General features: G+C 54.5%; 20 protein-coding genes and 1 pseudogene. 13 read left to right on the top strand and 8 right to left on the bottom strand.

The annotated features are described in order from the left end of the window. Positions 1 to 84 precede the first annotated feature (84 nt). From ACIPZF_RS04020 to ACIPZF_RS04030, 3 genes are read left to right on the top strand one after another with little or no spacing between them, the layout of a single operon-like run. Positions 85 to 492 (top strand): hypothetical protein, encoded by a 408-nt coding sequence (locus ACIPZF_RS04020; RefSeq protein ID WP_400795467.1) that lies wholly within the window; start codon positions 85 to 87, stop codon positions 490 to 492. Then, positions 489 to 866, top strand: a complete 378-nt coding sequence (locus tag ACIPZF_RS04025; protein ID WP_400795470.1) for a hypothetical protein — start codon at positions 489 to 491, stop codon at positions 864 to 866. The genes ACIPZF_RS04020 and ACIPZF_RS04025 overlap by 4 nt, the downstream gene beginning before the upstream one ends. A 51-nt stretch (positions 867 to 917) precedes the next feature. Next, positions 918 to 2,174, top strand: coding sequence for a hypothetical protein (locus ACIPZF_RS04030; RefSeq protein ID WP_400795472.1), 1,257 nt, complete (start codon positions 918 to 920; stop codon positions 2,172 to 2,174). Positions 2,175 to 2,298: 124 nt separating this feature from the next. Here ACIPZF_RS04030 and ACIPZF_RS04035 read toward each other — a convergent pair whose 3' ends face one another. After that, the gene (locus ACIPZF_RS04035) at positions 2,299 to 2,565 is read right to left on the bottom strand and encodes an antitoxin Xre/MbcA/ParS toxin-binding domain-containing protein (protein ID WP_400795475.1); all 267 of its coding nucleotides are present in this window, start codon (positions 2,563 to 2,565) and stop codon (positions 2,299 to 2,301) included. Positions 2,566 to 2,923: 358 nt separating this feature from the next. Next, positions 2,924 to 3,661: a metallophosphoesterase gene (locus ACIPZF_RS04040; protein ID WP_400795478.1), complete on the bottom strand. Its 738-nt coding sequence runs from the start codon at positions 3,659 to 3,661 to the stop codon at positions 2,924 to 2,926. A gap of 209 nt (positions 3,662 to 3,870) precedes the next feature. Between ACIPZF_RS04040 and ACIPZF_RS04045 the strand changes: the two genes are divergently transcribed. Further along, complete coding sequence (locus ACIPZF_RS04045; protein ID WP_400795481.1) at positions 3,871 to 4,344, top strand: helix-turn-helix domain-containing protein; 474 nt, start codon at positions 3,871 to 3,873, stop codon at positions 4,342 to 4,344. A gap of 227 nt (positions 4,345 to 4,571) precedes the next feature. Here the strand turns inward: ACIPZF_RS04045 and ACIPZF_RS04050 are convergent, their stop codons facing one another. Further along, positions 4,572 to 4,937 carry a histone-like nucleoid-structuring protein, MvaT/MvaU family gene (locus tag ACIPZF_RS04050; RefSeq protein ID WP_400795484.1) on the bottom strand — a complete coding sequence of 122 codons (366 nt, stop codon included), beginning with the start codon at positions 4,935 to 4,937 and terminating at the stop codon, positions 4,572 to 4,574. A gap of 72 nt (positions 4,938 to 5,009) precedes the next feature. Then, positions 5,010 to 5,816 (bottom strand): hypothetical protein, encoded by an 807-nt coding sequence (locus ACIPZF_RS04055; protein WP_400795486.1) that lies wholly within the window; start codon positions 5,814 to 5,816, stop codon positions 5,010 to 5,012. Between the two features lie 1,127 nt (positions 5,817 to 6,943). On the opposite strand from ACIPZF_RS04055, the gene ACIPZF_RS04060 reads away from it, so the two are divergent. The 4 genes from ACIPZF_RS04060 (at position 6,944) to ACIPZF_RS04075 (ending at position 9,702) form a co-directional block, all read left to right on the top strand. Then, a complete protein-coding gene (locus tag ACIPZF_RS04060) occupies positions 6,944 to 7,351 on the top strand; it encodes a RusA family crossover junction endodeoxyribonuclease (RefSeq protein WP_400796095.1) in 408 nt (135 codons plus the stop codon). After that, positions 7,348 to 8,022 carry a hypothetical protein gene (locus ACIPZF_RS04065; protein WP_400795488.1) on the top strand — a complete coding sequence of 225 codons (675 nt, stop codon included), beginning with the start codon at positions 7,348 to 7,350 and terminating at the stop codon, positions 8,020 to 8,022. Before ACIPZF_RS04060 ends, ACIPZF_RS04065 begins: the two co-directional genes overlap by 4 nt. A gap of 304 nt (positions 8,023 to 8,326) precedes the next feature. Beyond that, positions 8,327 to 9,010: a hypothetical protein gene (locus tag ACIPZF_RS04070; RefSeq protein WP_400795491.1), complete on the top strand. Its 684-nt coding sequence runs from the start codon at positions 8,327 to 8,329 to the stop codon at positions 9,008 to 9,010. Beyond that, positions 8,983 to 9,702 carry a hypothetical protein gene (locus ACIPZF_RS04075; RefSeq protein WP_400795493.1) on the top strand — a complete coding sequence of 240 codons (720 nt, stop codon included), beginning with the start codon at positions 8,983 to 8,985 and terminating at the stop codon, positions 9,700 to 9,702. Before ACIPZF_RS04070 ends, ACIPZF_RS04075 begins: the two co-directional genes overlap by 28 nt. 29 nt (positions 9,703 to 9,731) lie before the next feature. Here ACIPZF_RS04075 and ACIPZF_RS04080 read toward each other — a convergent pair whose 3' ends face one another. Then, positions 9,732 to 10,784, bottom strand: coding sequence for a DUF3800 domain-containing protein (locus ACIPZF_RS04080; RefSeq protein ID WP_400795496.1), 1,053 nt, complete (start codon positions 10,782 to 10,784; stop codon positions 9,732 to 9,734). Between the two features lie 731 nt (positions 10,785 to 11,515). Between ACIPZF_RS04080 and ACIPZF_RS04085 the strand changes: the two genes are divergently transcribed. The 4 genes from ACIPZF_RS04085 to ACIPZF_RS04100 all read left to right on the top strand — a co-directional run bounded on the left by ACIPZF_RS04085 (position 11,516) and on the right by ACIPZF_RS04100 (position 17,283). Further along, complete coding sequence (locus ACIPZF_RS04085; RefSeq protein ID WP_400795499.1) at positions 11,516 to 13,147, top strand: dsDNA nuclease domain-containing protein; 1,632 nt, start codon at positions 11,516 to 11,518, stop codon at positions 13,145 to 13,147. A 101-nt stretch (positions 13,148 to 13,248) separates the two neighbouring features. Further along, a complete protein-coding gene (locus ACIPZF_RS04090) occupies positions 13,249 to 15,390 on the top strand; it encodes a DEAD/DEAH box helicase (RefSeq protein WP_400795502.1) in 2,142 nt (713 codons plus the stop codon). A gap of 103 nt (positions 15,391 to 15,493) precedes the next feature. Then, positions 15,494 to 15,823 (top strand): hypothetical protein, encoded by a 330-nt coding sequence (locus tag ACIPZF_RS04095; protein ID WP_400795504.1) that lies wholly within the window; start codon positions 15,494 to 15,496, stop codon positions 15,821 to 15,823. A gap of 59 nt (positions 15,824 to 15,882) precedes the next feature. After that, positions 15,883 to 17,283, top strand: a complete 1,401-nt coding sequence (locus tag ACIPZF_RS04100) for a hypothetical protein (RefSeq protein WP_400795507.1) — start codon at positions 15,883 to 15,885, stop codon at positions 17,281 to 17,283. Between the two features lie 121 nt (positions 17,284 to 17,404). On the opposite strand, the gene ACIPZF_RS04105 is transcribed toward ACIPZF_RS04100, so the two are convergent. After that, positions 17,405 to 19,354 carry a PIN-like domain-containing protein gene (locus ACIPZF_RS04105; RefSeq protein ID WP_400795510.1) on the bottom strand — a complete coding sequence of 650 codons (1,950 nt, stop codon included), beginning with the start codon at positions 19,352 to 19,354 and terminating at the stop codon, positions 17,405 to 17,407. A gap of 260 nt (positions 19,355 to 19,614) precedes the next feature. On the opposite strand from ACIPZF_RS04105, the pseudogene ACIPZF_RS04110 reads away from it, so the two are divergent. Continuing rightward, a pseudogene (locus ACIPZF_RS04110) lies at positions 19,615 to 20,202 on the top strand (mechanosensitive ion channel family protein); the annotation flags it as partial. 98 nt (positions 20,203 to 20,300) lie between these two features. On the opposite strand, the gene ACIPZF_RS04115 reads toward ACIPZF_RS04110, so the two are convergent. Together ACIPZF_RS04115 and ACIPZF_RS04120 are read right to left on the bottom strand one after the other, a co-directional pair. Next, on the bottom strand, positions 20,301 to 21,236 hold the full coding sequence (locus ACIPZF_RS04115) for an AEC family transporter (RefSeq protein ID WP_400795512.1): 936 nt from the start codon (positions 21,234 to 21,236) through the stop codon (positions 20,301 to 20,303). A 1-nt stretch (position 21,237) separates the two neighbouring features. Continuing rightward, a complete protein-coding gene (locus tag ACIPZF_RS04120; RefSeq protein WP_400795515.1) occupies positions 21,238 to 22,113 on the bottom strand; it encodes a carboxylate/amino acid/amine transporter in 876 nt (291 codons plus the stop codon). Positions 22,114 to 22,211 lie beyond the last annotated feature (98 nt).

Genomic DNA, 22,211 nt, shown 5'->3' on the forward strand with positions numbered 1-22,211 from the left:
GAAATTGATACATTCCAGCAGGTGTTTTGTGTGCCTCAATCCGGCTCATGAGTAGCCGCACGTCACCTCCAAGGAATGTTTCTGATGTCGGTCGATAACATCGTTCAAAAGACCCTCGCACAATGGCTGCTTGCCAACATGGAAAAGGGTAACGGCAAACCACACACCCTCCCACGCCGGGACTCGAAAGAGTTCATCGTTCGGGTACAACTCAGCTATGAGCACCACTACGACCAGATCCACGATCTGATGGAAGAGGCCGGATTTGCTCGGACAGTCACGACTCAAGACGGCATCCGGCGTGATCTACCCCATGCGATGTTTTACCGGCGCACTGAGCGGGAGATCACCAACAAAGCAGTGTTCACAGCCGTAACCTATTTGCTTGAAGAACATGCCAAGCTCGAACACCTGCGCGACCTCAACCCGCAGATCATGGTGATGGACGCCAAGGATGTTTACTTGGCTCTCGACGCGAGCAAGCGCCCATGATCGGTCATACCCATGGCTTTGCGGATTCCGACTGGGCTCAAGCCAAAACCGCTGCCCGAAACCTCCTGGTCAGACGGGCACGTCTTAAAAACCGGGAGCTCGTGACCTACGGCGAGCTTGTCGCCCAGCTTCCGCTGGCCATCTCGCACGACGATCACCGGCTCAGCTATTTGCTCGATGAGATATCGACCGAGGAGTACACGGAGGGTCGAGGCTTTTTGACCGCCTTGGTCGTTCACCAGGACGATTGGATGCCAGGTGCCGGCTTTTTCACCATGGCTCGACGATGCGGCGCTGAGGTTGATAACGAGGAGGCGTTCTACATGGACGCGTTCAACCAGGTGGTCGAATACTGGCGAGCAAACCGGGACTGAATAGAAATGGGTTTGAAAACGGATCCCTAAACGACAGTTAGGAGCCATAACTTGACCATTCAAACGACAGTCCCTTCACCGGTATGCATCTACTGTGAAGGCCCTGGGCCCTTCTCTGACGAGCATGTCATCAGTGCGGGGCTTGGAGCGGATGACGATCGCTACTTGCTGGTAGACATGGTGTGCAAACGTTGCAACACGGATGTCTTGGGCAAGCTGGAGTTGGAGGTGCTACGTTGTTCACCTATTGCCATCGGTCGTGCCTTCATGCAGCCACATGGCCGTGATCGCGGTAAGCGTACCGCTGCGCCAGGTATCCAGGCACGGCGCAAACAGATGGCCAGCTCATCGGGATACCCGCATGAGGTCGACTTCGGACGACACGCCCAGCCGATAGTCCTTCCGCAGTTAAAGATAACCGGCGAGAAAAAATATGACTCCGCCGCCGCAGGCCCTGACGAGCTACGCAGCTTCCTCATGGCTCTGTCGACCCTGCTCCAAGGCAATCAAGTTACCTGCATAAGAAAGCGAGGCCCGGAGCATGAACTCAGGTATGAAGCCATCACCATGCTCCGCTCAGACAAGACCTTCACCCAGGCGGCTGAATCGAGCTTCGAGTCCAAACCCCCTCGTGCTGGCCTTTGGCTGGAGCACTACGGTGCTACTGAAGCAGCAGGCCTGACTCCAGCCGCGACGATTTTCCAGAACCTCAATAAGGGAATCGTGCTCAAGACCTCAAGTGCCACAGTGGAAGACGCCCTCAGTTTCTTCGCCCACGCGGTCGAGCAATTCTCATTCGATACTCAAGAAACAGTCGACACCGAGGGGCCCATTGTATCGGTGGAGATGACGGTGACCGTCGGCGCCATGGAGCGGGTGATCGCGAAAATTGGCATTAATCTGCTCGCCTATTATTTGGGTCGCGACTACGTGACCGATCCCGGTTTCCAGCAGGTCAAGGACAGCATCCTGACGGGAACGCCTCGCTTGAGTGCCGACATCATCGAGGATGCGTCCCTTCAATCGATCCTAGATGCCGCTCCCGAGAATCACCACGTGTTCTGTCTCAGCAAAGCCAGCCATTCCGGAGGGCGAGCAAATATCAGAATGCTCGCCAAACTGTATGGCGCTACTCAAAGCCTGGCCTTAGCGACAGATGTGCCCGAGCCCCACCTGCCGCTCCCTGTGTTCTTTTTGGTCGACTACCTCAATCACAAGGTGAAACAGTGGTCGCTGCATGATTACAGTGAGCACCTGGTTAAAACGGTGATGAGCGAGGTGCAGGCCCGCTATGGGTCAACGGAGTGAGGTCGGCGCCAAATAGAAGCGCAGGGGCGAAGCGGCGGTAACGCTCATGGGCCAATCGAATAGCCCGTCACAGGTCACTCAGGACACCTCCCTATCAGGCTGCCGCTTGATAGGGCTGCGCGAGTTAGATGCATATGCCGTGATCAATTCGCATGAGCACCTCGTGGACATCCTCATAGCCTTTAGGTGTAGACAGGCGCCTACAGGGCGTCAGGTTGGCAAGTCCAACTGCCGGCTTTCCAAGCCACCGTTGTGCAAGTTGGCGATCCCCAAACACGGCGTCCGCGACCGAAAGAATTTGCTCATATCGAGCCAGAAAGCACCGATGCTCAGAACTCCAGCCTCCAATACGCGAGCACGTGCATGGGGCAACTATTCTTGGATTGCTCATGAATTCAACCAGTTGATGCCAGCGTTTCAGGCGTCCAGGGCTTCCTTTGCTGTAACCGAGAACAGGGTGACGATCACGTAGTGGTCTGCTCCGCAAATGCTACGAAGAAGTGTCATGCCATGCTTCTGCGATAGACGAACCACCCTTGGTGTTATCACTGTCATTCCGTCCGACGATTTGCCTGAGCGATCGCAATAAACGGAGCCTGTGAACCGGGAGCCTACTTGGGCAGCGTGCATCAGAAACGCATCAATCATGACCCCCCAGTCCACCGAATTCGCAGCCTCGACCTCCGGAGGTAGATCAGATGCCATGGTTGTATTCATAGAGCTGTAAGACAAAACGCACCCCGTAATCTTCAAAATTCCACTACTTTCCCAGGATCGAAACCGCACCTCTCTCCTGGGTAGCCCCGCTGATTGCAGATCAATCTGCAGCCCGAGAGCACAATATCGATCGAATGATGAGTGTGACCAAAAATCCACCCGTCAGCTCGGTCGACCAGGCCGTACCATGAATTGCAGTAAGCTGCGTTCAGATGACCTTCATGCTCGCTGTCATTCACTTCGAGGATCGGCGCATGATGCGTGATAACAACAGTCTTGCCAGAGAATGGCTTTTCTAGCTCGGCAGCGAGCCATATCTTCGCCCGTTGATTCCTAATCGCGACGTCGACAGGGCGCAGCCGGCGATAGTTTTGATCTGCCCGTATCATTCGGTAGTCGTTCATCATCGACCGCGCCATCGCCATCGCGGCGCTTACGTCGCCAGTCGCGCCGAAATCCGTCCAGCCGGTTGTTCCCAAGAACCGAATTCCACCTGCTACGAACGACTCATTTTCAAGCACATGGACGTGGCTCTGAGCGGCTGCGCGTGCTTTCTCAATCGTCCGGTCGAAGTGACCTGAGTAAAACTCGTGATTCCCAAGGACATACAAGACATCGCATTTGAATGTCTCGTTAGCCCATCGCACGCCTTTATCCGACTTGTGAATGTCACCGGCAAGCACCACCAAATCCAGGCTCCCTGGCGCGAACTCCGGGGGCTGGAAAGCGGTGAATTCCAGGTGCAGGTCGGAGATTATGTACACCCGCATTTCGCCGCCTCTTGATTCGATTTAAGCTTAAATTGACAGCCCTCCTCCACTCGAACCGAGACGCCAGGATGGAACACGTGTGTCCAAGGGGCTTCTTCGGAGCATGCCGTCATTAGAACCCATCATATCCGAGTGGTTCTCATAAGCACAACCCGCGCTATTTATCAGAACCTACGACGTGTGGCTCTATCCTGACTTTTCGGACGATCATGACGCTGAAAAACGAGATAGGTGCAGCGCTCAGGGCGGTTCGACAGCAGCGCGGACTGGGCTACGAAGAGCTCAATGAGGCGACCTTCCGCACCTCGGTGAGCTCCATCGAGCGTGGAAAATCCAAGCTCACGCTCGAAAAGCTATCCTCCCTAGCAAAGGCGCTGGACTTCGATGTCCTAGCTTTCATGGCTCTGTGTGTAGCTCTAGAACGCGGTCAGACACCTGATGACGCCATCGCCGCAGCTCAGAGTGAACTGAATCGTTTCAAGGCGGCTGGTGGCCTGGCGCTGCTGGAGGAGCAGATGCAGGACGGCGAGCTCGTTGCTCGATCACAGGGCAAGCCAGCGAACACGGAAAACAAAGACGCCGTGTTGCGATTAAAGGCTGAGGGAAAGTCTCAGGCCGAGATTCGGCGGCTGCTTGGGCTCTCGAAATCAACGGTGAGTCAGTACTGGCACTCAGGCTCTTGATATGAGTCGATGCGGATAGATGGTCGACCGGCATGCCATGCGACCCATGAGCGATAAACGGGTACCAGTGTAATCAAGGTCGGATACTGATCGACGCTGGTACAGCTACTCGTGCAAAGGCAAATTCAGAAGGGAAGCCAGCTCTCCCCTTCTGGTCATGGCACCATGGAGATCAGATATCTGACGCGTCAACCTGCATCTCCATCATCCGACGACTCAGTTCAGGCTCAGCTCAACCAGGAGTCGACAGTTTCTACACCGTACTGCTCTTTCCAGGCCTTCAGGCCTTTGTGATTCCCGCCTTTGGTCTCGATGAATTCGCCCGTATGAGGGTTTTTATAGACCTTCACAGCGCGAGCTTTGCGAGTGCGCTTCTCAGACACAGTGCTTTTGACTGAGGTGTATGCGAACTGGGGATCGAGAATGGCTACGACTTCTTTCAAGCTCTTGTTGTACTCACCAAGAAGCGAGCGCAGCTTGTTTTCAAACTCCATCTCTTGCTCAAGTCCTTTATCAGACTTCATGGCCTCCAGGGCAGCAAGCTGTTCGGCGAGGTCACGCTCAAGTTTTCGGAATTCTGCAAGCTTAGACATGGTTTTTCCTTAGCAACAAAACAGATGGGTTAGCCCGATTCTCTCTCATAATTCAGCATAACCCAAGTATCATTAAGCTCTCTTTGCTTGCCGCTGCCGTTGCCGGAAACGTTTAATAAAATTAGCGTCGACGAGCTCATCCACGCTCAAGTCCAATCCACAGTTGACGAGTGACGCAAGACCGCTGTCAGAAAGCGCAAAGCTGTCGGGAATGAAACCACACTCCCTCACCCGGTTGTCGTCAATGCGAGCCAGTAGTGCCTTCACGAAATCCGAGCGTCCCGACTTGCGGCTTTCGGTAGCAACCGCTGTGGTCTCGTTGTCGGCAGTAACCTCTGCACTCTCAGCATCGGCACCGATAGCCTGAACAACCTCACTCAATGTTGGCCAATACTTGAGATCATATTGGTATTGGAGACGTTCCACCCCCTCCTTCACGTAGCTCTCGTAGTGGTAATTGTGATCTGAAGCTTCATGCACAATGTCCATAATGTGGTACTGGGTACCCGAGCTGAAACCCGAATGGTTATGAAGGTAATCACGCCGATCGAGCAATGCTGCCATCTGATCAGCGAGCTCGCCGATCCGGCAGTTGATCTCAATCAGTTCATCACGTGCCTGCCTGGCAGCGCGGTTTTTCTCCAGATTCCACCCATCGGCAGCGTGAACGAAAGCATCCCAAAAAATGTAAAAGGCCCTAGGAGTGGAGGCCAGTGCTGCATGAACTTCATCGTAAACGTCGGCGAGTTCGATGCGACGTTTAAGCATGCCGGCGATGATCATGCAGACATTCGGCCAGATACGCTTGGCCTGAAGATCCTCCATCATGGTGCGCAGGAGGGTTTCGCATTTAAGTACGGCTTCGGTGGGTGCGTGCACTCGGTGAGTCCTATTGGATAACGTGTGCCAAGGCTACCTCTCAGAAACCGGGATGGCGGTACCTATTTGAAATTCATTTAGACCTCAATAGGTACCCGCTAACCATCTGGTAGTCCCTTCCTCCCGACATGCCGCTGCAGTACCAGGCATGCTGGTAGCCTCGCTTGGCGACCGCCAAGTCGCATCATGGCACGCTCACCAAAAACGTTTGGATTTCACCGCAGGCCCGCCCTGGTGGCATCATGCCTCATACATGAAAATTGGGTAGGTGGTTAGAATGCTACAAAGGGAGTTTGTCATTGAATCCAGCAGGCCTGCTGTCCTCAAGGTGTTTCTTTTCTCGCCAGCGCTACTACTGGCCGGGAGCGTGCTCCTCTACGTCCCCTGGAGCAGCCCGAATGCCCCAGCATGGGTGCAAGCGGTAGGATCGATCGCTGCAATCATTGCCGCATGGTTAATTCCCTACCACCTTGAACGTGCGCGCGCGCGGAAGCAAAAGGCAGAGCTGCTCGCATCTGTTGGGTGGTTGGCCCTGCGGGTAAAAAATTCCTTTGATCACATGTCCAGTGTGGTCAAAAAATCAGATCCCGCTGAACTGCGTAGATGGCTATTTGTGTCCTCTCCTCTGGAATGGTCGATACATAGAGACGCTGCTCGTGAATTCCCACTCACGGGTTTCACTCGCGACCAGATTTCATGGCTATTATCTCTCCGCTCTATAACAGAGTTCGGAGTTACATGCTCTGAAGCTCTTAGGACATGGGATTTCGAGACAGATCCGAACTTGGCCAGAAACTTTCCACTCAATGATGGAATAAAATTTCACCAACCTCACATCGAGTGGGTTATGGAGCAATTTTCTATCTAGGAGTAGATTTTGAAAACTCTGCCTCCTCTAAAAGCTGTTAGTTGTCGGACAGGTTGGTGGGCTGAGACTCCCCCTCCCCAGGGGAAGCTTGGTGACAAGGAGCTGGCTGAGGACTAGCCACCTTAGGGTGGCGCATCAGCACATGCCATGCTAGAAAGGCATTAGTTGAGCAGATGCTGACTGCCTGCCGCACGCTGGAGAGGCTATGCCTGGAGTTAAAAATTCGGCAAAAACTTGGAAAATCCATATCGAAGAGCCTATGCAGACCTTTGAATTTCTCATCCCTAAACGACCTGTGTCGCACCAAACAAAAAGCAGGACGAATCTTCAAGCCTGGAAAGCTTATGTGCGAGAGGAAGCAGCCAAGCTATGGAACAGTGAGACACCACCGGTGTCGTCACCCTCACTCCGCTTTACGATTGTATATCTGTGCGACAACTCCCCAGCCGACATAGACAACATAATTAAGCCAATTCAAGACGCTCTCGTCGGACTTGTCTTTGAGGACGATTTCTTGGTATCCGATGTCGACAGCCATCGTCGCCCTCTACAAGAGCCTATTGACGTTACAAATTTACCACCACTACTTCAAAGTGGTGTTATCGAGGGCAATGAGTGTGTCTACGTTAGAGTGTGTGACGCACAGGATCTTAGGAGCTACTTATGAGCAACTCGACCAAACTTGCACACGACCAGAAGATAAAATCGCTGATTGACGACTACTTGCAGCAAGGTTTTACAGTAAAAAAAGAACCTACTGCCGAGTCAATCCCTTTCGACTTGGGCGGGTACCAACCTGACCTGATAGCTACAAAGGGAGATACCAAACTAATAATCGAAGTCAAAACCAAAGCTTCTCGTGTCTCCGTCGATAAACTTCAATCCCTTGCTCAAGAAATTTCAAAACACGAAGGCTGGCGGTTTTTACTTGTTACACTGGAAGATGTCGAGTCTTCAAAGACTCCTACTTCAGTAAATGAGCTACCTACGTGGCCACAGCTTGAATCCAAGCTGCAACAGGTTAAAACCCTCATCGCAGAAGGGCTCATTGAACCCGCAACCTTATACCTATGGAGTATATTCGAGGCCACCCTTAGAAAAAGGGCAATTTCTCAAAGCATTCCCGTTGAGAGGCTTCCGGCTCCCATGCTGATAAAACACATGTATTCGCAAGGGGAAATATCCGTCAATGACGTAGATACGCTTCTAGAATTCATGAGCAGTCGGAACCGCTTGGCTCACGGTGCCAATGAATCAATAGATCCGCATCAAGTCTCTTCAACTCTACAGCTTGTCAGCCTTTATTTGTCAGACTGGAGCAGTCAGAACCCGGACTAAATTCGTTACCATACAAGGCTGCGAATAAGCAGAAGGCAAACAGAGCGCGTTTTTTCGAGCCTCCTTCAGCACAGTCACTAGCCTGACCGCGTCTTTGACAGCTTGAGTGTCCATGATGGTGCCCTACGACCTTGCAGGGTTCCAACGCCAGTAAATGTTTGCGGTAATGCCCGCTTCGGGTCGGGGGCAATCCGCTCCCGTCCTGTAACTTACACGCCGTAACGCCTCCAATGTCCTGCTGCCAATTGCCAGCTGCCTGCTGGTGGTAGCATCCAAGCAACGACATCAGCACGAACCCTTGCGCATGCCTCGTACCCAGCAAAACCTCATCAGCCTGAGAGACACCTTCAGCCAGATCCTCGGCAATCAGAAAGACCACTACACGGATACCCGAATCCCTGAATTGCTCTTCAGGCTAGGCCTGGATGATTGCACGGAGTACAACTCCAAGAGGCAGCATCTTGAGAAAGCAGTAGAGGCCGCTGATGATGCTCAAATGGTAGCTGCCGCCCAGAAAGCTCTAGAGCTACTCGGCTTCGAGGTTCATGAGCGAGACCAGCTTCAAGAGCTTGTGTGGGATGATGGCACAGCACCTCTGATCCCTGGTCGCTACCGTCGAGAGCTGGCAGAAAAGCTCAACACCATCGACTTATACATCGACAGGGCTGCATTCGAACAGGTGCTCAGCGAGTTCTGGCGAATCGACACAATCTCGTTCGTAGACTTGCTCCGACCAACCCCAACACTCCGCCAGGAGATTGTCCGTCACTACATTGAAAATCACGATTGGGATGCGGTGACACTCTTCGACAAACTCGGTGCATTTCAATCATCGCATGCCCGGTTTGGCCGATTCGTCGAGGCCCTGGCTTCGTCACGGATGCTACCCAGCGAACCCGCTCAGCGAAAATTTATCGGGTTCGTCGACGGTACCCTCAAGCATGTGGAGTCCACTTTGTCGTGGGAATGGGAGAGGATGCGTTCCTGACCGCCTCCTTGGCCTACGTCGGGTCGGGAAAGCAGTCGTCCCCCAAGAACCTCATCTTCGCTTCCACCAGGAAGCCCGATCTGCGCCTGGGCAATGCGCTGGACAATGATATCGAAGTCGTCACCGGCATCGAGGATGTCCTGATTTATGACCGCCCTATCGGCAGTTCCGGGCTCCTATGGCGCGAACTCCAGGCTTGGTATGCCCAGACCTATAGCATCGATCAAGACCAGGCCAAGAATCGCCTGTATCAACGCCTGAAAGCCTGCCTGCCAAAATCGTCGCCTCCTCAAGCGCTCGCCTTCACCAGCTTCTTCAAAGCCTTCACGACAGCGATTCCGGAGGTTCCGGTTTTGCTGCCGGAGGTCTGCTTTCACTGGGATCCCCTGACGGTCTCACGACGCGGCAAGGAGGCCTTGCTAAGGTCGCGCATGGACTTCCTTCTGTTGCTTCCTGGCGGCGTACGGATTGTCATCGAGGTTGATGGCAAACACCATTATTCTGACCCTGATGGACGCTCAAGCCCCCGCCTATACGCCGAGATGATGGCCGCTGACAGGGCTCTGAGGCTGGTGGGATATGAGGTCTACCGGTTTGGTGCTTCCGAGCTCCTGGAGCCGAATGCCGAGGAGGTGTTGATTGGGTTCTATCGCTCGCTGTTTGAGCGGTACTCACTGTTGCCGGCATCCTGATTAGCTGAGCCCACGAACCGATGATCGCGTTACCGGGACGATGAAAAATTCTCCGCGAAGTAGTCGATCAACGCCGCAGCCTGCGTACCCTTCCTGAATTCACGCTGCTCTTCCAAATCCACGGATGGCAGCATGTGGATAATCTGATCATCGCGATACAACTCAGCAAGACGCTGGGGATCCAACCCATCCGTAATCCTTCCAGTCATACGCTGCGCGGACTCAATCGTGGCTCCGATGAGAACGTCCGCAAGCTGGACGGCTGGACTCGTCTTGGAGTCGACCTGGGTTACCTCGCTGAGCTTCAGCGGATACCGAATACTCGCGAGCGCAGACTGTCGAAATTCAGCCACACCCGTGTGATCGATCTGACGCTGGAGCAGATCATGGTAGGTCAGCAGATTCTTCGACTGATCATGCTCCACCCTATACGGCCCGTCACTCATCAGCTCCATCCGAGTAATGAGTGCCAAGAGAACGGGTAATACCATGTCGGTCGTGACCCCAGGCATTGCAATGGCGCCTAGACAATCAGGATCGGCGTGTACCAGCGGCCCCGTAGCATCTTCCAGCTTTCTCCAATCGGTCTGCCGGGCGGCGGTAACTAGACCGGAAAGCGCTGCGGGGCTTTTGAGCTTCATAGCATTTTGAAATGCACATTCCAGGTGCTTCATCGGCTCCTCACCCAGCAATCGAGCCCCTGCGTAATACAACACACACGCTAAGGCGTAATTTCTCCCGTCCTTGTAGAAATCGATGTTGCGCTCGTAGTAATGAGGTTCAACCGCGTAATCCACAAACTTCAAGAGCAATGCGAAGCGCTTGTCACAGAGGTAGGTAATGCACTTGTGATTAGCCAGCAGATCGCCGATTAGGCCCAAAAGCCTGGGATGGTTACTCGCACGCTTCGAAAGCGACCGGTACTTCAGCTCAGGTGCCTGAAGCTTGGGGAAATACTCACGAACCAGACGCGCGGCCTCTGCGTCATCGATTCCGATCGCTGCCGTCCCCTGGAAGGGTTGCGCTTCGTTCAGCAGATCGAAGCCGGTGTAGCCGCTCTCATCTATTCGAAAGCATTCCATGCAGATCACTCCGTATTGCGATAGCTCAGGTGGGACAAGATTGTGCTATCCATAACCGTCCGTCCACCCAGCCCTGGTGAGCCTCAATCTTGATCAGGCAAGACGGATTATTCACTGAATAGGAAGCGGTCGGAGAGAACGGAGAACGTTCTCTCCCCCTCATGACGGCAACCCAGTCCCATCTTGAAAACGTCGCGACCACGAGCCATCTGAGCAATATTCACCGCTCGTCATTGGAATGCCTTCCATCGGTCAGTCCGTGGTGGTCGATCGCATTCGCAACCGACCGCTTAGAATGGGAGGCATTCATACCCGACTACCAACATGAGGCTGATTCAAACCGGCAGTTCGACCTGGCCATGCAAACCATAATGGGGCTTGGCATGACCCAGCTAGACAGGGTGTAAACCAAAAAAAAGACCTGTAAACCACCAAGGTTAACAAGTCATTTCCTGGGTTTACAGGTCAAGTTCCTTAGACTCGGTTTGCGTCCAAATTGAGTCGCCAACAACCATCCATTTTGCGACACGCCCTGTTCAATCTGGGGAATTTCAATATCGAAGTGGGTGCCCCTGGATCGGTGTGGGCAAATCGTCGGTTTGCGCAGTTTTGCCGATAGCCGGCCAATTGCCATTAGTGGTAGCGTTACGTTATTAGCAGGCTCCGTATTCGTCACCCACGCTGATCAATCGGATGCCCTTCCTGGAAATTTCTCGCGATACAGGGATGTCATGGTGCGTACTACTAGCCCATCCAACAAAGGTGGGCCCGCTGCAAGACAGGGCTTCAAGTATCAAGACCATGTAGCCGTCAGCTTCATTTTCAAGATGCTGCGCGACAACAGCTACACCCAGGTGGAATGCGAGACCGCCGACGATATCGTGGCCGTATTTCAGTACGCTGGGGAGCTCGTCAACGAGTACATTCAGGTCAAGACGACTGAGGGTGACCACAAATGGAATATGGAAGAGGTGACCAAGCTGGATGGCACCAAAGCCGACTCGTCCTTGCTCCATAAATCGCTGAATTGCGATGTTCGCCCCGGCCCTGCCCGCTTCCGAATTGTGACCCAGCGCGACGTTGCGAAGATTCTCAACGGCTTCAAAACCGAGCTGGATAAGCGGAATCTGCCTGACACCACCACGGCCCGAGGCAAGGCCCTGCTCAAGAAATTCAAGACATTTAGTTCCCCACAAAATCGGAATTTTGCCTACTGGGCAGATAACTGCGTCTGGCAGGTCTACGGGGATGTGGAGGCACTGGAAGCCGTCAACATCAAGGCCCTCTCCAAGCTTGCTGAGGATTTCGGGAATCGTCCTAACAATACCCAGATGCAGGCTATTTACGATGAGTTCTTGGAGATGGCTGACAAGGCTGCCACGGCCAACGTGAAAACAGCAGCATCGACGAAGATCATTCTGCGAGCCCCGGCGCTGGCCCACCTCAAGCAGCTACTAGAGGCCGCAGATGACCAGTCAACGGCTACAGCCAAACCTTACAAAAAACGTCCAGATCCCTTCCTGGTCGAGTTTCACGCAAGCACCGATGAAGGCCTGCTGCACTCATTTTCCGGCTTCGACGTGCGCTACGCGCTGAAGGCGTGGCGGCACGATGGTTTTGCTAAACACCTGGTCGAATGGCTCCCAGAATTCTCACTCAAGGCGAGCGAGATCGTGAACATCCTCGCGCACAATGCCGAAGCCATGCTCGCTCGTTCCATCAATGCTTTCAGCGACAGCGAGCTGCCCCGCGACAGACTGATCGCCGAACTGATCCTCCACGCCATCCTGCGCAGCCGCCAAAACAGCGAGCCCGTGGCATGCAAGGTTTTCTATAAATCCAGTGGCAAGCTCTCCGAATTTGGCAACGCCCACATCGTCCAGATACCTGGCCAGGACGATCAGCTATGGCTAGGGCTCGCGCGCCTGATTGAAGCAGGCAAGATGGACGCGACGTTGGCCCAGATCTGCAGCGTCTTGGACGCTACCATTTCGGAAACGGTACTGTCGTCGGAACGCGAAATCATCATCAACCTGCGCGAGCCTCTTCACCATCAACCGAAAGCGGACGCCTTCAACCAAGCACTGCATCGAAACTCGCCAGTCGATGACATGCTGAACGTCCTCTGCTTTCCGATCCTGTTGACCTATGACAGTCACGCACTCTCGTCAGGCTGGCTCGCTGATTACGTGAACCACCTCAGAAAAGAGATCGAAGCCCACTTCAGCACCTTCACCACCCAGTTGCCAGAGAACATCAAGCAAGTGAAGGTCATGGTGTTCCTCGTGCCAATGGAGAGCATCGATAAGCTGACCAATGCTTTCAATGCTCGCTGCAAAACACTGGAAGACTTGCAGGTATGACCTCGGGCTTGTGGTCGATTTGCACAGCTGAAAACACCACAGGGTGAAGGTATTTCTAGTTGGGCAAGCCAGCTTCGGGGATCATAAGGAACGATGCGGTAATGAACTACGAAACGATAAAGAACAGCCTGGCGAACCTTAGTGACGAGGGCGCTTCAACAGTCGATGTACTGCTCGCCATCAACGCCATCGTCAATCGAAGCAATTCCGATTGGGAAGGACGCGACTTGGTGATCCGGGCGCTCGACAAGTTCACACTCTTCGACGCAGTCGAGCAATCGCTCCTGCTCAACATGGTGCGAGCTGTAGGGCTCTTTCCTTACATCACACCACACCTGAGCAACATGGCCCTGTCTGACCGCTTGGCTTACGAGGCTCACAGGGTTGAAGGTGTAGAGCCTGGTATGGTGTTTCATCACCTTCAGGCCCACGTTTTCAGCTTGATCATGCAGGGCCAAAATGTCGTCCTGAGCGCCTCCACCAGCGTCGGTAAAAGCCTGGTCATCGACGCAGTACTTGCCCAGCGCCGGTTCAAAAAAGTGGTGGTAATCGTTCCTACCATTGCGCTGATTGACGAGACCCGGCGCCGCCTGGTCAAGCGTTTCAGAGACTTCAACCTGATCACACATCCCAGCCAGGAAGCTGTCCCCGACGGCACCAACGTTTACCTCCTAACGCAGGAGCGCGTTATTCAACGTCCTGATCTGGATGATGTGGAGTTCTTCGTCCTGGACGAATTTTACAAAATCGATTTGGGGAGTGATAAGGATGAGAGCACGCGCGCCGTCGATCTGAGCTTGGCATTCCACAAGCTCGCAAAAACTGGAGCGCAGTTCTACATGCTCGGGCCACACATTCAGAAGATCTCTGGGTTAGACGGTTACGAGTATCATTTCATCCCGTCCGACTTCAGCACTGTGGCGGTCGATATCCAGAATTTCAATCTGGGCATGCGCTCAGAGGAGCGCACACAGAAGCTCCTGGAGCTGGTGAGGACGCTGGAGTCTCCTACCCTGATCTACTGTCAGGCGCCGGCAAGCGCAAACAGGGTCGCTGAGTATCTGATCCAGGATGCCGGGTTGACCCCGGTGCCAGAGACGCAGGAAATCGCTGCATGGATCTCCGAGCAGTACCACCCAGAATGGAACGTTGCCAGGGCGATCGCCCTGGGCATCGGGATACACCATGGCGGGGTGCCTCGCGCGCTGCAGCAGTATATCGTCAAGCTGTTCAACGAGGGCGTCATCAAGCGAATCATCTGTACATCAACGATGATCGAGGGCGTAAACACGTCGGCTGAGAACGTGATTATTTACGATCGTCGCCTCAAAATGTCGACGCTCGACTACTTCACTTACAAGAACATTTCCGGGCGCGCTGGCCGCATGAACAAATACTTCATCGGCAAGGTGTTCATGCTCGAAGCCCCGCCTATTGAGCAGGGGCTGACGGTCGAGTACCCGATCGGTCATCAGGACGAAACCTCACCTATCGGCCTGTTAATGCAGCTGGAGAACGAATACCTCACGGATATCTCGCGAGGCCGTCTCCAGGAAGCGTATGCCAACCCGGTGCTGTCACCCGCCACCCTGATCGAAAACCGCCACATTCCTATCGAGCGTCAGGTCGAAGTGGCGAAAACGATCATCAGTGACCTTCCTGACAGTCAGGAGTTGTTAGGCTGGAAAGGGATTCCTGAGCCGAACCAACTGAATTATTTATGTAAGCTGGTCTGGATCTTAGAAGACAAGAATCTGATGGACTATCTGATCTCGTCCAGCTCCCAGTTGGCCTGGCACATCAACGAACTTCGAAATCAAAAAAATCTGCCGGCGTACCTAAGCGAAGCGGTGGAAAAACGGTGGGAGGATGTCTCGGCGAGTGAAGCCATTAACCTGCGCCTGAAATTCATGAGGAACATTGTGTGCTTCAGATTACCTCGGGACATCATGGCGATTCACAAAATACAGGTCGACGTGCTGGAGCAACATGGGTATGAGCCTGGAGACTTTAGCTTCTTCGCTGAGCAACTGGAAAACATGTTCCTTGACCCCCTGCTCACCGCACTGGACGAGTACGGAATTCCCACTCAGATCTCAACCAAGATCAAGCACCTGATTTTGCCATCAGAGCACCTGAACGATTTGCTGGCAAAACTACGATCGCTTGCCCCTCGGGTGGAGAGTCTTCAGCTCACCGCCTTTGAGAAAGGACTCATGCAATGGGCGGTCGCTGAAATGTAGTGCTGGAAAACTATGGAAGCGAGCGGTGCAGTAAAGCGCGCCGAGCTTCTGGTCTTTCAGCGATTGACGTGTTTGCCGACTAACCCTACGGAGTGGAACGACAATGCCAAATCAACTGGTCATCAAAGGTCAACTTTTTTCATCTCAGACGGAGGCGGAGCGCTTTTTTTATGCAATGCGTGACAAAAATCTCGTTGAGGGTGGAGATATTCAAGGCTCAACTGAATTCGAGCTGCTCGAAGAGCTGTACGTCCGGTATTGCAAAGCGACAAACTGGCCAACGCCCGGACATCCTGTTGCCTTTTACGCGCGCAATATAGCGCGTGGGGTTGGCGCCCACGGTGGCACTACGCAGGGCTTTGTCGTGAAATTCAGTGATGGTAGCGAGCAGGAATTTTCCGTAAAGAAAGCAGTTAAGGCTGTGGCAAAGTAATTACTCCTCCCACATCAACGAATGTTCTTCTGGCCATCTCAAGACAAGACTACCAAGCCATGACGTACGCACTGATCGACAATGCCACACTCACAGCCGTCCAGCGCGCTACCGGGGCGGTAGCAGTTAAGACCAGCGACACGATCAACGGAGATCTGTGTGCTTTGGAGAACTTTCTGCAAGGTAATCTCTTCTACGATGATCTTCTTTGCATAGACAACTACAAGCCTGAGCATAGAGACAATCGGAAACAGCAATTTCCTTACCTTCGGTTCTTGGCGCCTACTGAATTTGGTCTTGAGGAGGTGGATGCGGTCGCGCACAAAGAAGCGGCATCAATCCGCCCCGAAATTCGGGGAGGAGAGTTTGTGGATGACGACTTCAGCGCCCTTTTGGAGCAATTGAAAATGAACATGGTCTGCACCTGGGATCAAGCCTCCAGCGTGTATTACCTGACCATGAGGATGTTAGGCTACCGTGGCTCTGACGAATACAGCAAGTACAGCGCTTTAAGTGCGGCTATCTTTGCAGAGTTGAGTGATGCAGGCGAAACACGCGGGCGCTGGTCGAAGGACGTCAAGCTTGTAAGCTCGGATGGGCACGTGTTCAGTAAGTCAGAATTCTCCGAGATCAGCCGGGGCGACTATGGTGGCCCCACAAGGCAGTTGGAAATGTTCATCGCCTCCCTAAATTGGCTTGCCTACAAATCAATTTATTACTCGACTGCTGCCAAACACTTGAAAGCTGACTCGTTCATCCACCCCATCAGGCACGCTTATCAGTTGCACTGGATGAAGAAAGTGGGCGCCTTTGGCCATGATTTCACTGCCCGCCTACTAACCAACCTCGCGGACAAGACAAGAACAAGCATTTCAGAAATCCAATCGCACGGAGCAACCCAGACTGTCGCATTGGATCTGCCCTTGTTCTCGGCGTGGCTGACTCAATCCTCTGGTAGCGTCTCCAATGCCATTGAGGCTGCCAGGCAGTTACGCAACGAAGGCCACTTCGTCACCATGCGTGAAACGCTCAAAGCCATTCGCATTGCGTTCGACGAGCAGGGCATTGCGAGCGGCAACAAGCGGATTACGAAGCTCATGGACGACGTCGACAAGATTTGCGGTGACCTTAGACGGAGCTACGGTGTGCGGTCTACTCAGGGCATTCAGGGCAGCTTTCTCATTAAAACGGCAAGCTCAGTCACCAGTCTATTCGGGATTTCACTACCTGACCGCGATTTCGCTCTCTCGACACCTGTGTTCATGAAGTCAGCATCGACCAAAGCGTTCACAACCGTCGTCAAGGACATCACCAAGGAGCTCACCTCGATGGAGCGCCTGGGTGGAATAAGAGATCTCATGGCCAAGTCATTCAGGATCGAGGGCGAGGATCTCGGTGGCCCCAAGGTTCAGGAACCAAGGTTCCGTTACGTGAAGTCGGGATGGCAAAAACCCATGTGAGAGGTCTCCCCTGAATGCGAAGCCGCCCAGAGTGCTCCTGACCAGAAACGCTCGAAGCGCCATCGCTGCGGTTCGCTATCCGCTGCTGATGGCGTGAACGGTCAGCCGGTGCTGGAAATGCTCAGTCAGCGTGCGGAGCTTCCAGCATTACACCAGGATTAAGCCAGCGATTATCCGGAATGTAGAAACGGGTATCGGCTTTGACAACCGGGTCAAGCTCCAACCCCAGCGCCCAATGCGGGATCGACAAACTGATAGCAATGTCGTCCACGATGTCTTTTGCCCGATAAGACATTCGATACCGAACAAACCAGTCATCAGCTCCTGGCTCCGCAGCCACCAAAATCTCCTGACCATCCAAGGTAATCGAGGTCAGCATCCGCTTTTCATCATCTTCAGCGTCTTGCCCATTTACGGGTTCTGAGCGCACTTCGACAAGACAACGCCGTTGATCCCCAGGCGAGAAAAAGAGGTTTGCGTGGGCAGCATCAAGCTTGGTGCGAATAAAGGCTCTCACATCCGCGTAGTCATCCTTGGCAACGAGGGCTAACGGCCTAGCGAGCTCCCCCGCCTTGGGCGTTTCACGCAACTCCCCCTGGCCATTGAAGTAGATCTCATAAACGATGCCTGCCAAGATATATTTCGAAACTGGATCGGGGAATTTCTTAAGCCGCAAGTCAAGGTTTAGCATGAAGTCCATGGCTTTCTGAGCGTTGCCGCATGCAGCCTGATAGATATTTCTCCCTAAAACAAACCACGACGTTGCCGGATACTCCTCGTGAAGAATGGTACCGATCTTAAGAATTGCGGGATTCTGTTCGTACCAGTTGTGCGACTGTAGCTTGCTAATTATGCCGTTGAGTGCATCGGGGCCGTCTGAATGGTAGTCAGCGTCACGATACCCCTGGACTTCGATCGCAAGCGCGATTGCGTCACCAGGGTTGACCTCCTCCAGTGGCAAGGGCTGATTTTGAGCAGGATCTGGCTGGCCCGGCTGTTCTGGGACTACCTCGTGTTCGACAGGGTCGTCAGCAGCTTCTGCCCCCCCCTCTACCTCTGCCTCAGGTTCGACATTAGAAGCGTTGACGGCTTCAGCAATTGATTTGGAAGCAGAATTGTCACTCGCGACTAGCTCGATCTGGATCGCTGCGGCCAACTGCCCCACAGTCAATGGATCGGTCTTCGACAGACCCTCGACCAAGCTGAATAAGGTACAAATTGAAACATGCTCATGCCCAACTGCTTGTTTGAATTCAGAAACCAAGCGCGGGTCGATGATTTTTAGAACAGGGGCTTTATTCGGTAACGGCTTTACAGTCCCCCGCACAGAATCAAGCCGCTTAGACGGCGCATATACCCAGTCCGACTTCTCATCGTTTGTCAAAAACAGCACGTGGGTGAAGTCGTTCTTACGCGCCTCGCTGTAACCAAGAATCTCAAGCCAAATGATTAAATCACCGAACCGATTTTCAGGCTTTCCATCGTCCTTGAAGCCAGGCGGCAAACGGTGTTCTATCCGCGAAGGGCCTTCTTTGTTAGCACGTTCGCATAGCGTGGCTACTGGCGATTCCAGCACGACTGGGCCGAAGATGTCCTCGATCTCAGCATGGATCTTGTCGAAGTCGAACTGGTGCTTGAAGGCCCGCGTGTACTGTTTCAGGCCGTCGATTGCTTGACGAAACCCAGCCAAGAAGTCAGTCCGCGTACCTGGGAAACCTGAAGCAGCCAGAACATCTGTGTCGACAAAAAGCGAAGCAGTTTCCAGCATCGCCTCAAGCTGATTTCTCGGCTGATCGTCCTTGCTTTTCGGCGTGTAGGTATGAAGCTGATTCTCTTTTAATCGGGACAGATACTCCGTAGCGCACCAGGCTGGGAGAAAAAGCCGCCCCTCGCCGATCGCCTTCGCCGCCCAATCAAAAAACTCCTGCCGTGCAGCAGCATGCAGCTTGAACAGGTAGGCGATGATGTTGGTGTCGATGAAGATCAGCGTGCTTCGGGCCTTCGCCAGGGTCGCAAGATCAGTGAGGAAGTCGTCTTTGGTCTGCTTCAGAAGGTTTTGCCCGAGCAACATCGCATAATCCTTGGCGTTGGGTCAGCAAAGGATAGCCGGACTGCACTCAAGTGGCTACCGAGGTTGGGCTCAGTCCTTTGTAGGGAGGAAGAAGTCCTAGATTCGATGATGCTTAGGCCAGAGCATCACGATCTACATCGCCAGCCTCCACTGGCGGTGTCCATTTCTGGCTGAAATTTATGGACGCGGTGCAGAAAGGCGGAAGGAGCGGTTTTACTGGGGTTGAGGTGTCCATTTGTCCAGATTGGTCACTACTACCTTCCTTCGACAAGACCATCGTTTCCATCCCTACCTGGCGCTTGATGAGCGAGTCGTTCCGCAACTACCGCGGCATGCAGCAATCGGGTGGGCGACGGATCAAGCGCAGTTTGTTCATCGACGCGGCCGGTGTGCGTTTCCTGACCCGCGAAGAAGAGCAGCGTCTTAGTGGTGTGCGCCTGTTGGAGGACTACCTGGCCGGCAAGCGCCAGGAGCTGCAGACCTGGAACGAAGCTTTAGGCCCGGTGGCAGAGCTGTCGGCCAACCGCCGCAAGCTGACCAATATCGGCACCTTCCGCGCGTTTGCCCTGGCGTATCTGCAGAACCACCCTAACGTGCACCAGCACATGACTTGCATGGTCCGGCAGATGCAGACCGGCGCCGAGGGGATACCGCTGGAGATCTACTGCTTTACCACCACCACGGTGTGGGCCGAGTACGAGCGTATTCAGGGGGATATCTTTGACTACCTGCTGGCGGTGTTGCCGGAGTTTGGGCTGAGCCTTTATCAGCAGCCGAGTGGCAATGACATGCGAGTTGGGTTGGCTGGGCGAGTGCCGCATCGGCAGGAAGAATTCAGCGAGGCTTGAGCGTGTTGGGGCCGCTTCGCGGCCCATCGCGGATGAATCCGCTCCTACGGATTGACGTACCCCTGTAGGAGCGGATTCATCCGCGATGAGGCCCTCATCTACCCCGCATATCCCAACAGGTATAACAACCCGGTCAAGGTGACCAAGGACGCCACCGTCGACAACAAAATCGTCCGCGATATCAACCCCGCCTCCCGGTTGTAATACTCCGCCAGCATGAACGGCCCGGTCCCAGTCGGCAGCGCCGCCAACAGCACAGCCGAAGCCGCCCACATGGTCGGCAGGCTGAACACCTTGAACGCCAGCACCCAGGTCAGCGCCGGCTGGCCAACCAGCTTCAACGCCACCAGCGGCCAAGGGCTGGCCTGGGTACCCGTGCGCTTCTCAGCCAAAAATGCCCCCAGCGAGATCAATGCACAGGGCGTGGTGGCCAACGCCAGCATGTCGATAAAGTGCATGACCGGCTCTGCCAGCCCCAGGCCGGACATGGCCCATGCGGCCCCGACCACAGGCGAAACCACCAGCGGATTCTTCGCCAGCGCCTTGCTCACCACCCACATCGCACGGCCGATCCGCCGTTCCTCCTGCAAGCCGATCTCGATCAGCGTCAGCGAGATCGCGAACACCAGGCAGACCACGATCAATGACGAAATCAGCGCTGGCTGCAGCCCCGGCTGGCCGAACAACAACAGGCACAGTGGAATGCCGATATAACCGGTATTGGCATACCCCGCACTCAGCCCATCGATGCTCGCCGCGACCAGCCCATGGCCGCTGTACAGCCGCCACCCCAGGGTGATCACGAACATCGCCAACGCCCCTGCACCAAACGCCACGATAAACCCTGGGTGCCAGATTTCACTCCAGGTCGCGGTGGCGGTCACCTTGAACAGCAAGGCTGGCAGACAAAGCCACACCACCATCTTGTTGATTTCGGCGGCGGCCTTGTCGCCGAGCTTGTCGGTGCGGCGGCACAGGTAGCCGACCAGGATCAGGGCAAAGATCGGCGCGAGGATGACCAGAAGATTATGCATATCAGGCTTTGCCGGTCAGCGCAGCTTCAGCACGGCTGCCCAGTCGGCTCAGCCACACCGACGCGAGGATGATCGCACCACCGATGAACAGCCGCCCCAGTGGCTCGTGCTGGTTCCAGATCAGCAGGTTGAGCAACAGGCCCACCGGCACATGCAGGTTGTTCATCACCGCCAACGTGCCACCGGAAACCAGGCACGCGCCCTTGTTCCACCAGTACAGCCCCAATGCCGTCGGGCACAGGCCGAGGAACAGCAGCACCAGCCATTGCACGTCGGTGCTCGGCAGGTGCTGGGTGTTGCCAAACAGCAGGAAGGCCGGCAGCACCACCATCAACGCGCCCAGGTAGAAATAGCCGAAGCGCTTGTAGTGCGGCAGGTCGCTGGGGTGGCGGGCGACCAGATGACGGTATAGCACCTGGCCCGCGGCATAGGTGAAGTTGGCCAGCTGCAGCAGCAGGAAGCCGATGAAGAAGTCGCCGCTGATGCTGTCGAAGCGGATCACTCCCGCGCCCGCGACCGCTACCAGGGCGGCAAGCAGCGCCCAAGGGTTGAAGCGGCGGTTCAGGGCGTCTTCGATCAGGGTCACGTGCAACGGCGTGAGGATGGTGAACAGCAGCACTTCCGGCACCGTCAGCACACGGAAGCTCAGGTACAGGCAGACATAGGTGATGCCGTACTGCAGCGCGCCGATCAGCAGCATCGAGCGCATGAAGCGCGGCTCGACCTGGCGCCAGCGCGTCAGCGGCAGGAACACCAACCCAGCCAGCACTACCCGCGCGAGCACGGCAAAGTAGCTGTCGACGTGCCCGGCCAGGTACTCGCCGATCAAGCTGAAGGAAAACGCCTGGATCAGCGCGACGATTATCAGGTAGCCCATGGTTGCCTCTCGTAAATCAAGGCGGCGACCTTAGCGGGTTGCGGCAGATGAGTTCAACCATGAGGAATGTGGGGAGTACATTCCGGCGCACAAACAAA

Source organism: Pseudomonas sp. NPDC089752, assembly GCF_044748725.1.
Lineage (GTDB): Bacteria > Pseudomonadota > Gammaproteobacteria > Pseudomonadales > Pseudomonadaceae > Aquipseudomonas.

Coding starts and splice junctions, on each gene's coding strand:
- ACIPZF_RS04020 (WP_400795467.1), top strand. CDS start 85: ATGTCGGTCGATAACATCGTTCAAAAGACCCTCGCACAATGGCTGCTT.
- ACIPZF_RS04025 (WP_400795470.1), top strand. CDS start 489: ATGATCGGTCATACCCATGGCTTTGCGGATTCCGACTGGGCTCAAGCC.
- ACIPZF_RS04035 (WP_400795475.1), bottom strand. CDS start 2,565: ATGAGCAATCCAAGAATAGTTGCCCCATGCACGTGCTCGCGTATTGGA.
- ACIPZF_RS04040 (WP_400795478.1), bottom strand. CDS start 3,661: ATGCGGGTGTACATAATCTCCGACCTGCACCTGGAATTCACCGCTTTC.
- ACIPZF_RS04045 (WP_400795481.1), top strand. CDS start 3,871: ATGACGCTGAAAAACGAGATAGGTGCAGCGCTCAGGGCGGTTCGACAG.
- ACIPZF_RS04050 (WP_400795484.1), bottom strand. CDS start 4,937: ATGTCTAAGCTTGCAGAATTCCGAAAACTTGAGCGTGACCTCGCCGAA.
- ACIPZF_RS04060 (WP_400796095.1), top strand. CDS start 6,944: ATGCAGACCTTTGAATTTCTCATCCCTAAACGACCTGTGTCGCACCAA.
- ACIPZF_RS04065 (WP_400795488.1), top strand. CDS start 7,348: ATGAGCAACTCGACCAAACTTGCACACGACCAGAAGATAAAATCGCTG.
- ACIPZF_RS04070 (WP_400795491.1), top strand. CDS start 8,327: ATGCCTCGTACCCAGCAAAACCTCATCAGCCTGAGAGACACCTTCAGC.
- ACIPZF_RS04080 (WP_400795496.1), bottom strand. CDS start 10,784: ATGGAATGCTTTCGAATAGATGAGAGCGGCTACACCGGCTTCGATCTG.
- ACIPZF_RS04085 (WP_400795499.1), top strand. CDS start 11,516: ATGGTGCGTACTACTAGCCCATCCAACAAAGGTGGGCCCGCTGCAAGA.
- ACIPZF_RS04090 (WP_400795502.1), top strand. CDS start 13,249: ATGAACTACGAAACGATAAAGAACAGCCTGGCGAACCTTAGTGACGAG.
- ACIPZF_RS04095 (WP_400795504.1), top strand. CDS start 15,494: ATGCCAAATCAACTGGTCATCAAAGGTCAACTTTTTTCATCTCAGACG.
- ACIPZF_RS04100 (WP_400795507.1), top strand. CDS start 15,883: ATGACGTACGCACTGATCGACAATGCCACACTCACAGCCGTCCAGCGC.
- ACIPZF_RS04105 (WP_400795510.1), bottom strand. CDS start 19,354: ATGTTGCTCGGGCAAAACCTTCTGAAGCAGACCAAAGACGACTTCCTC.
- ACIPZF_RS04115 (WP_400795512.1), bottom strand. CDS start 21,236: ATGCATAATCTTCTGGTCATCCTCGCGCCGATCTTTGCCCTGATCCTG.
- ACIPZF_RS04120 (WP_400795515.1), bottom strand. CDS start 22,113: ATGGGCTACCTGATAATCGTCGCGCTGATCCAGGCGTTTTCCTTCAGC.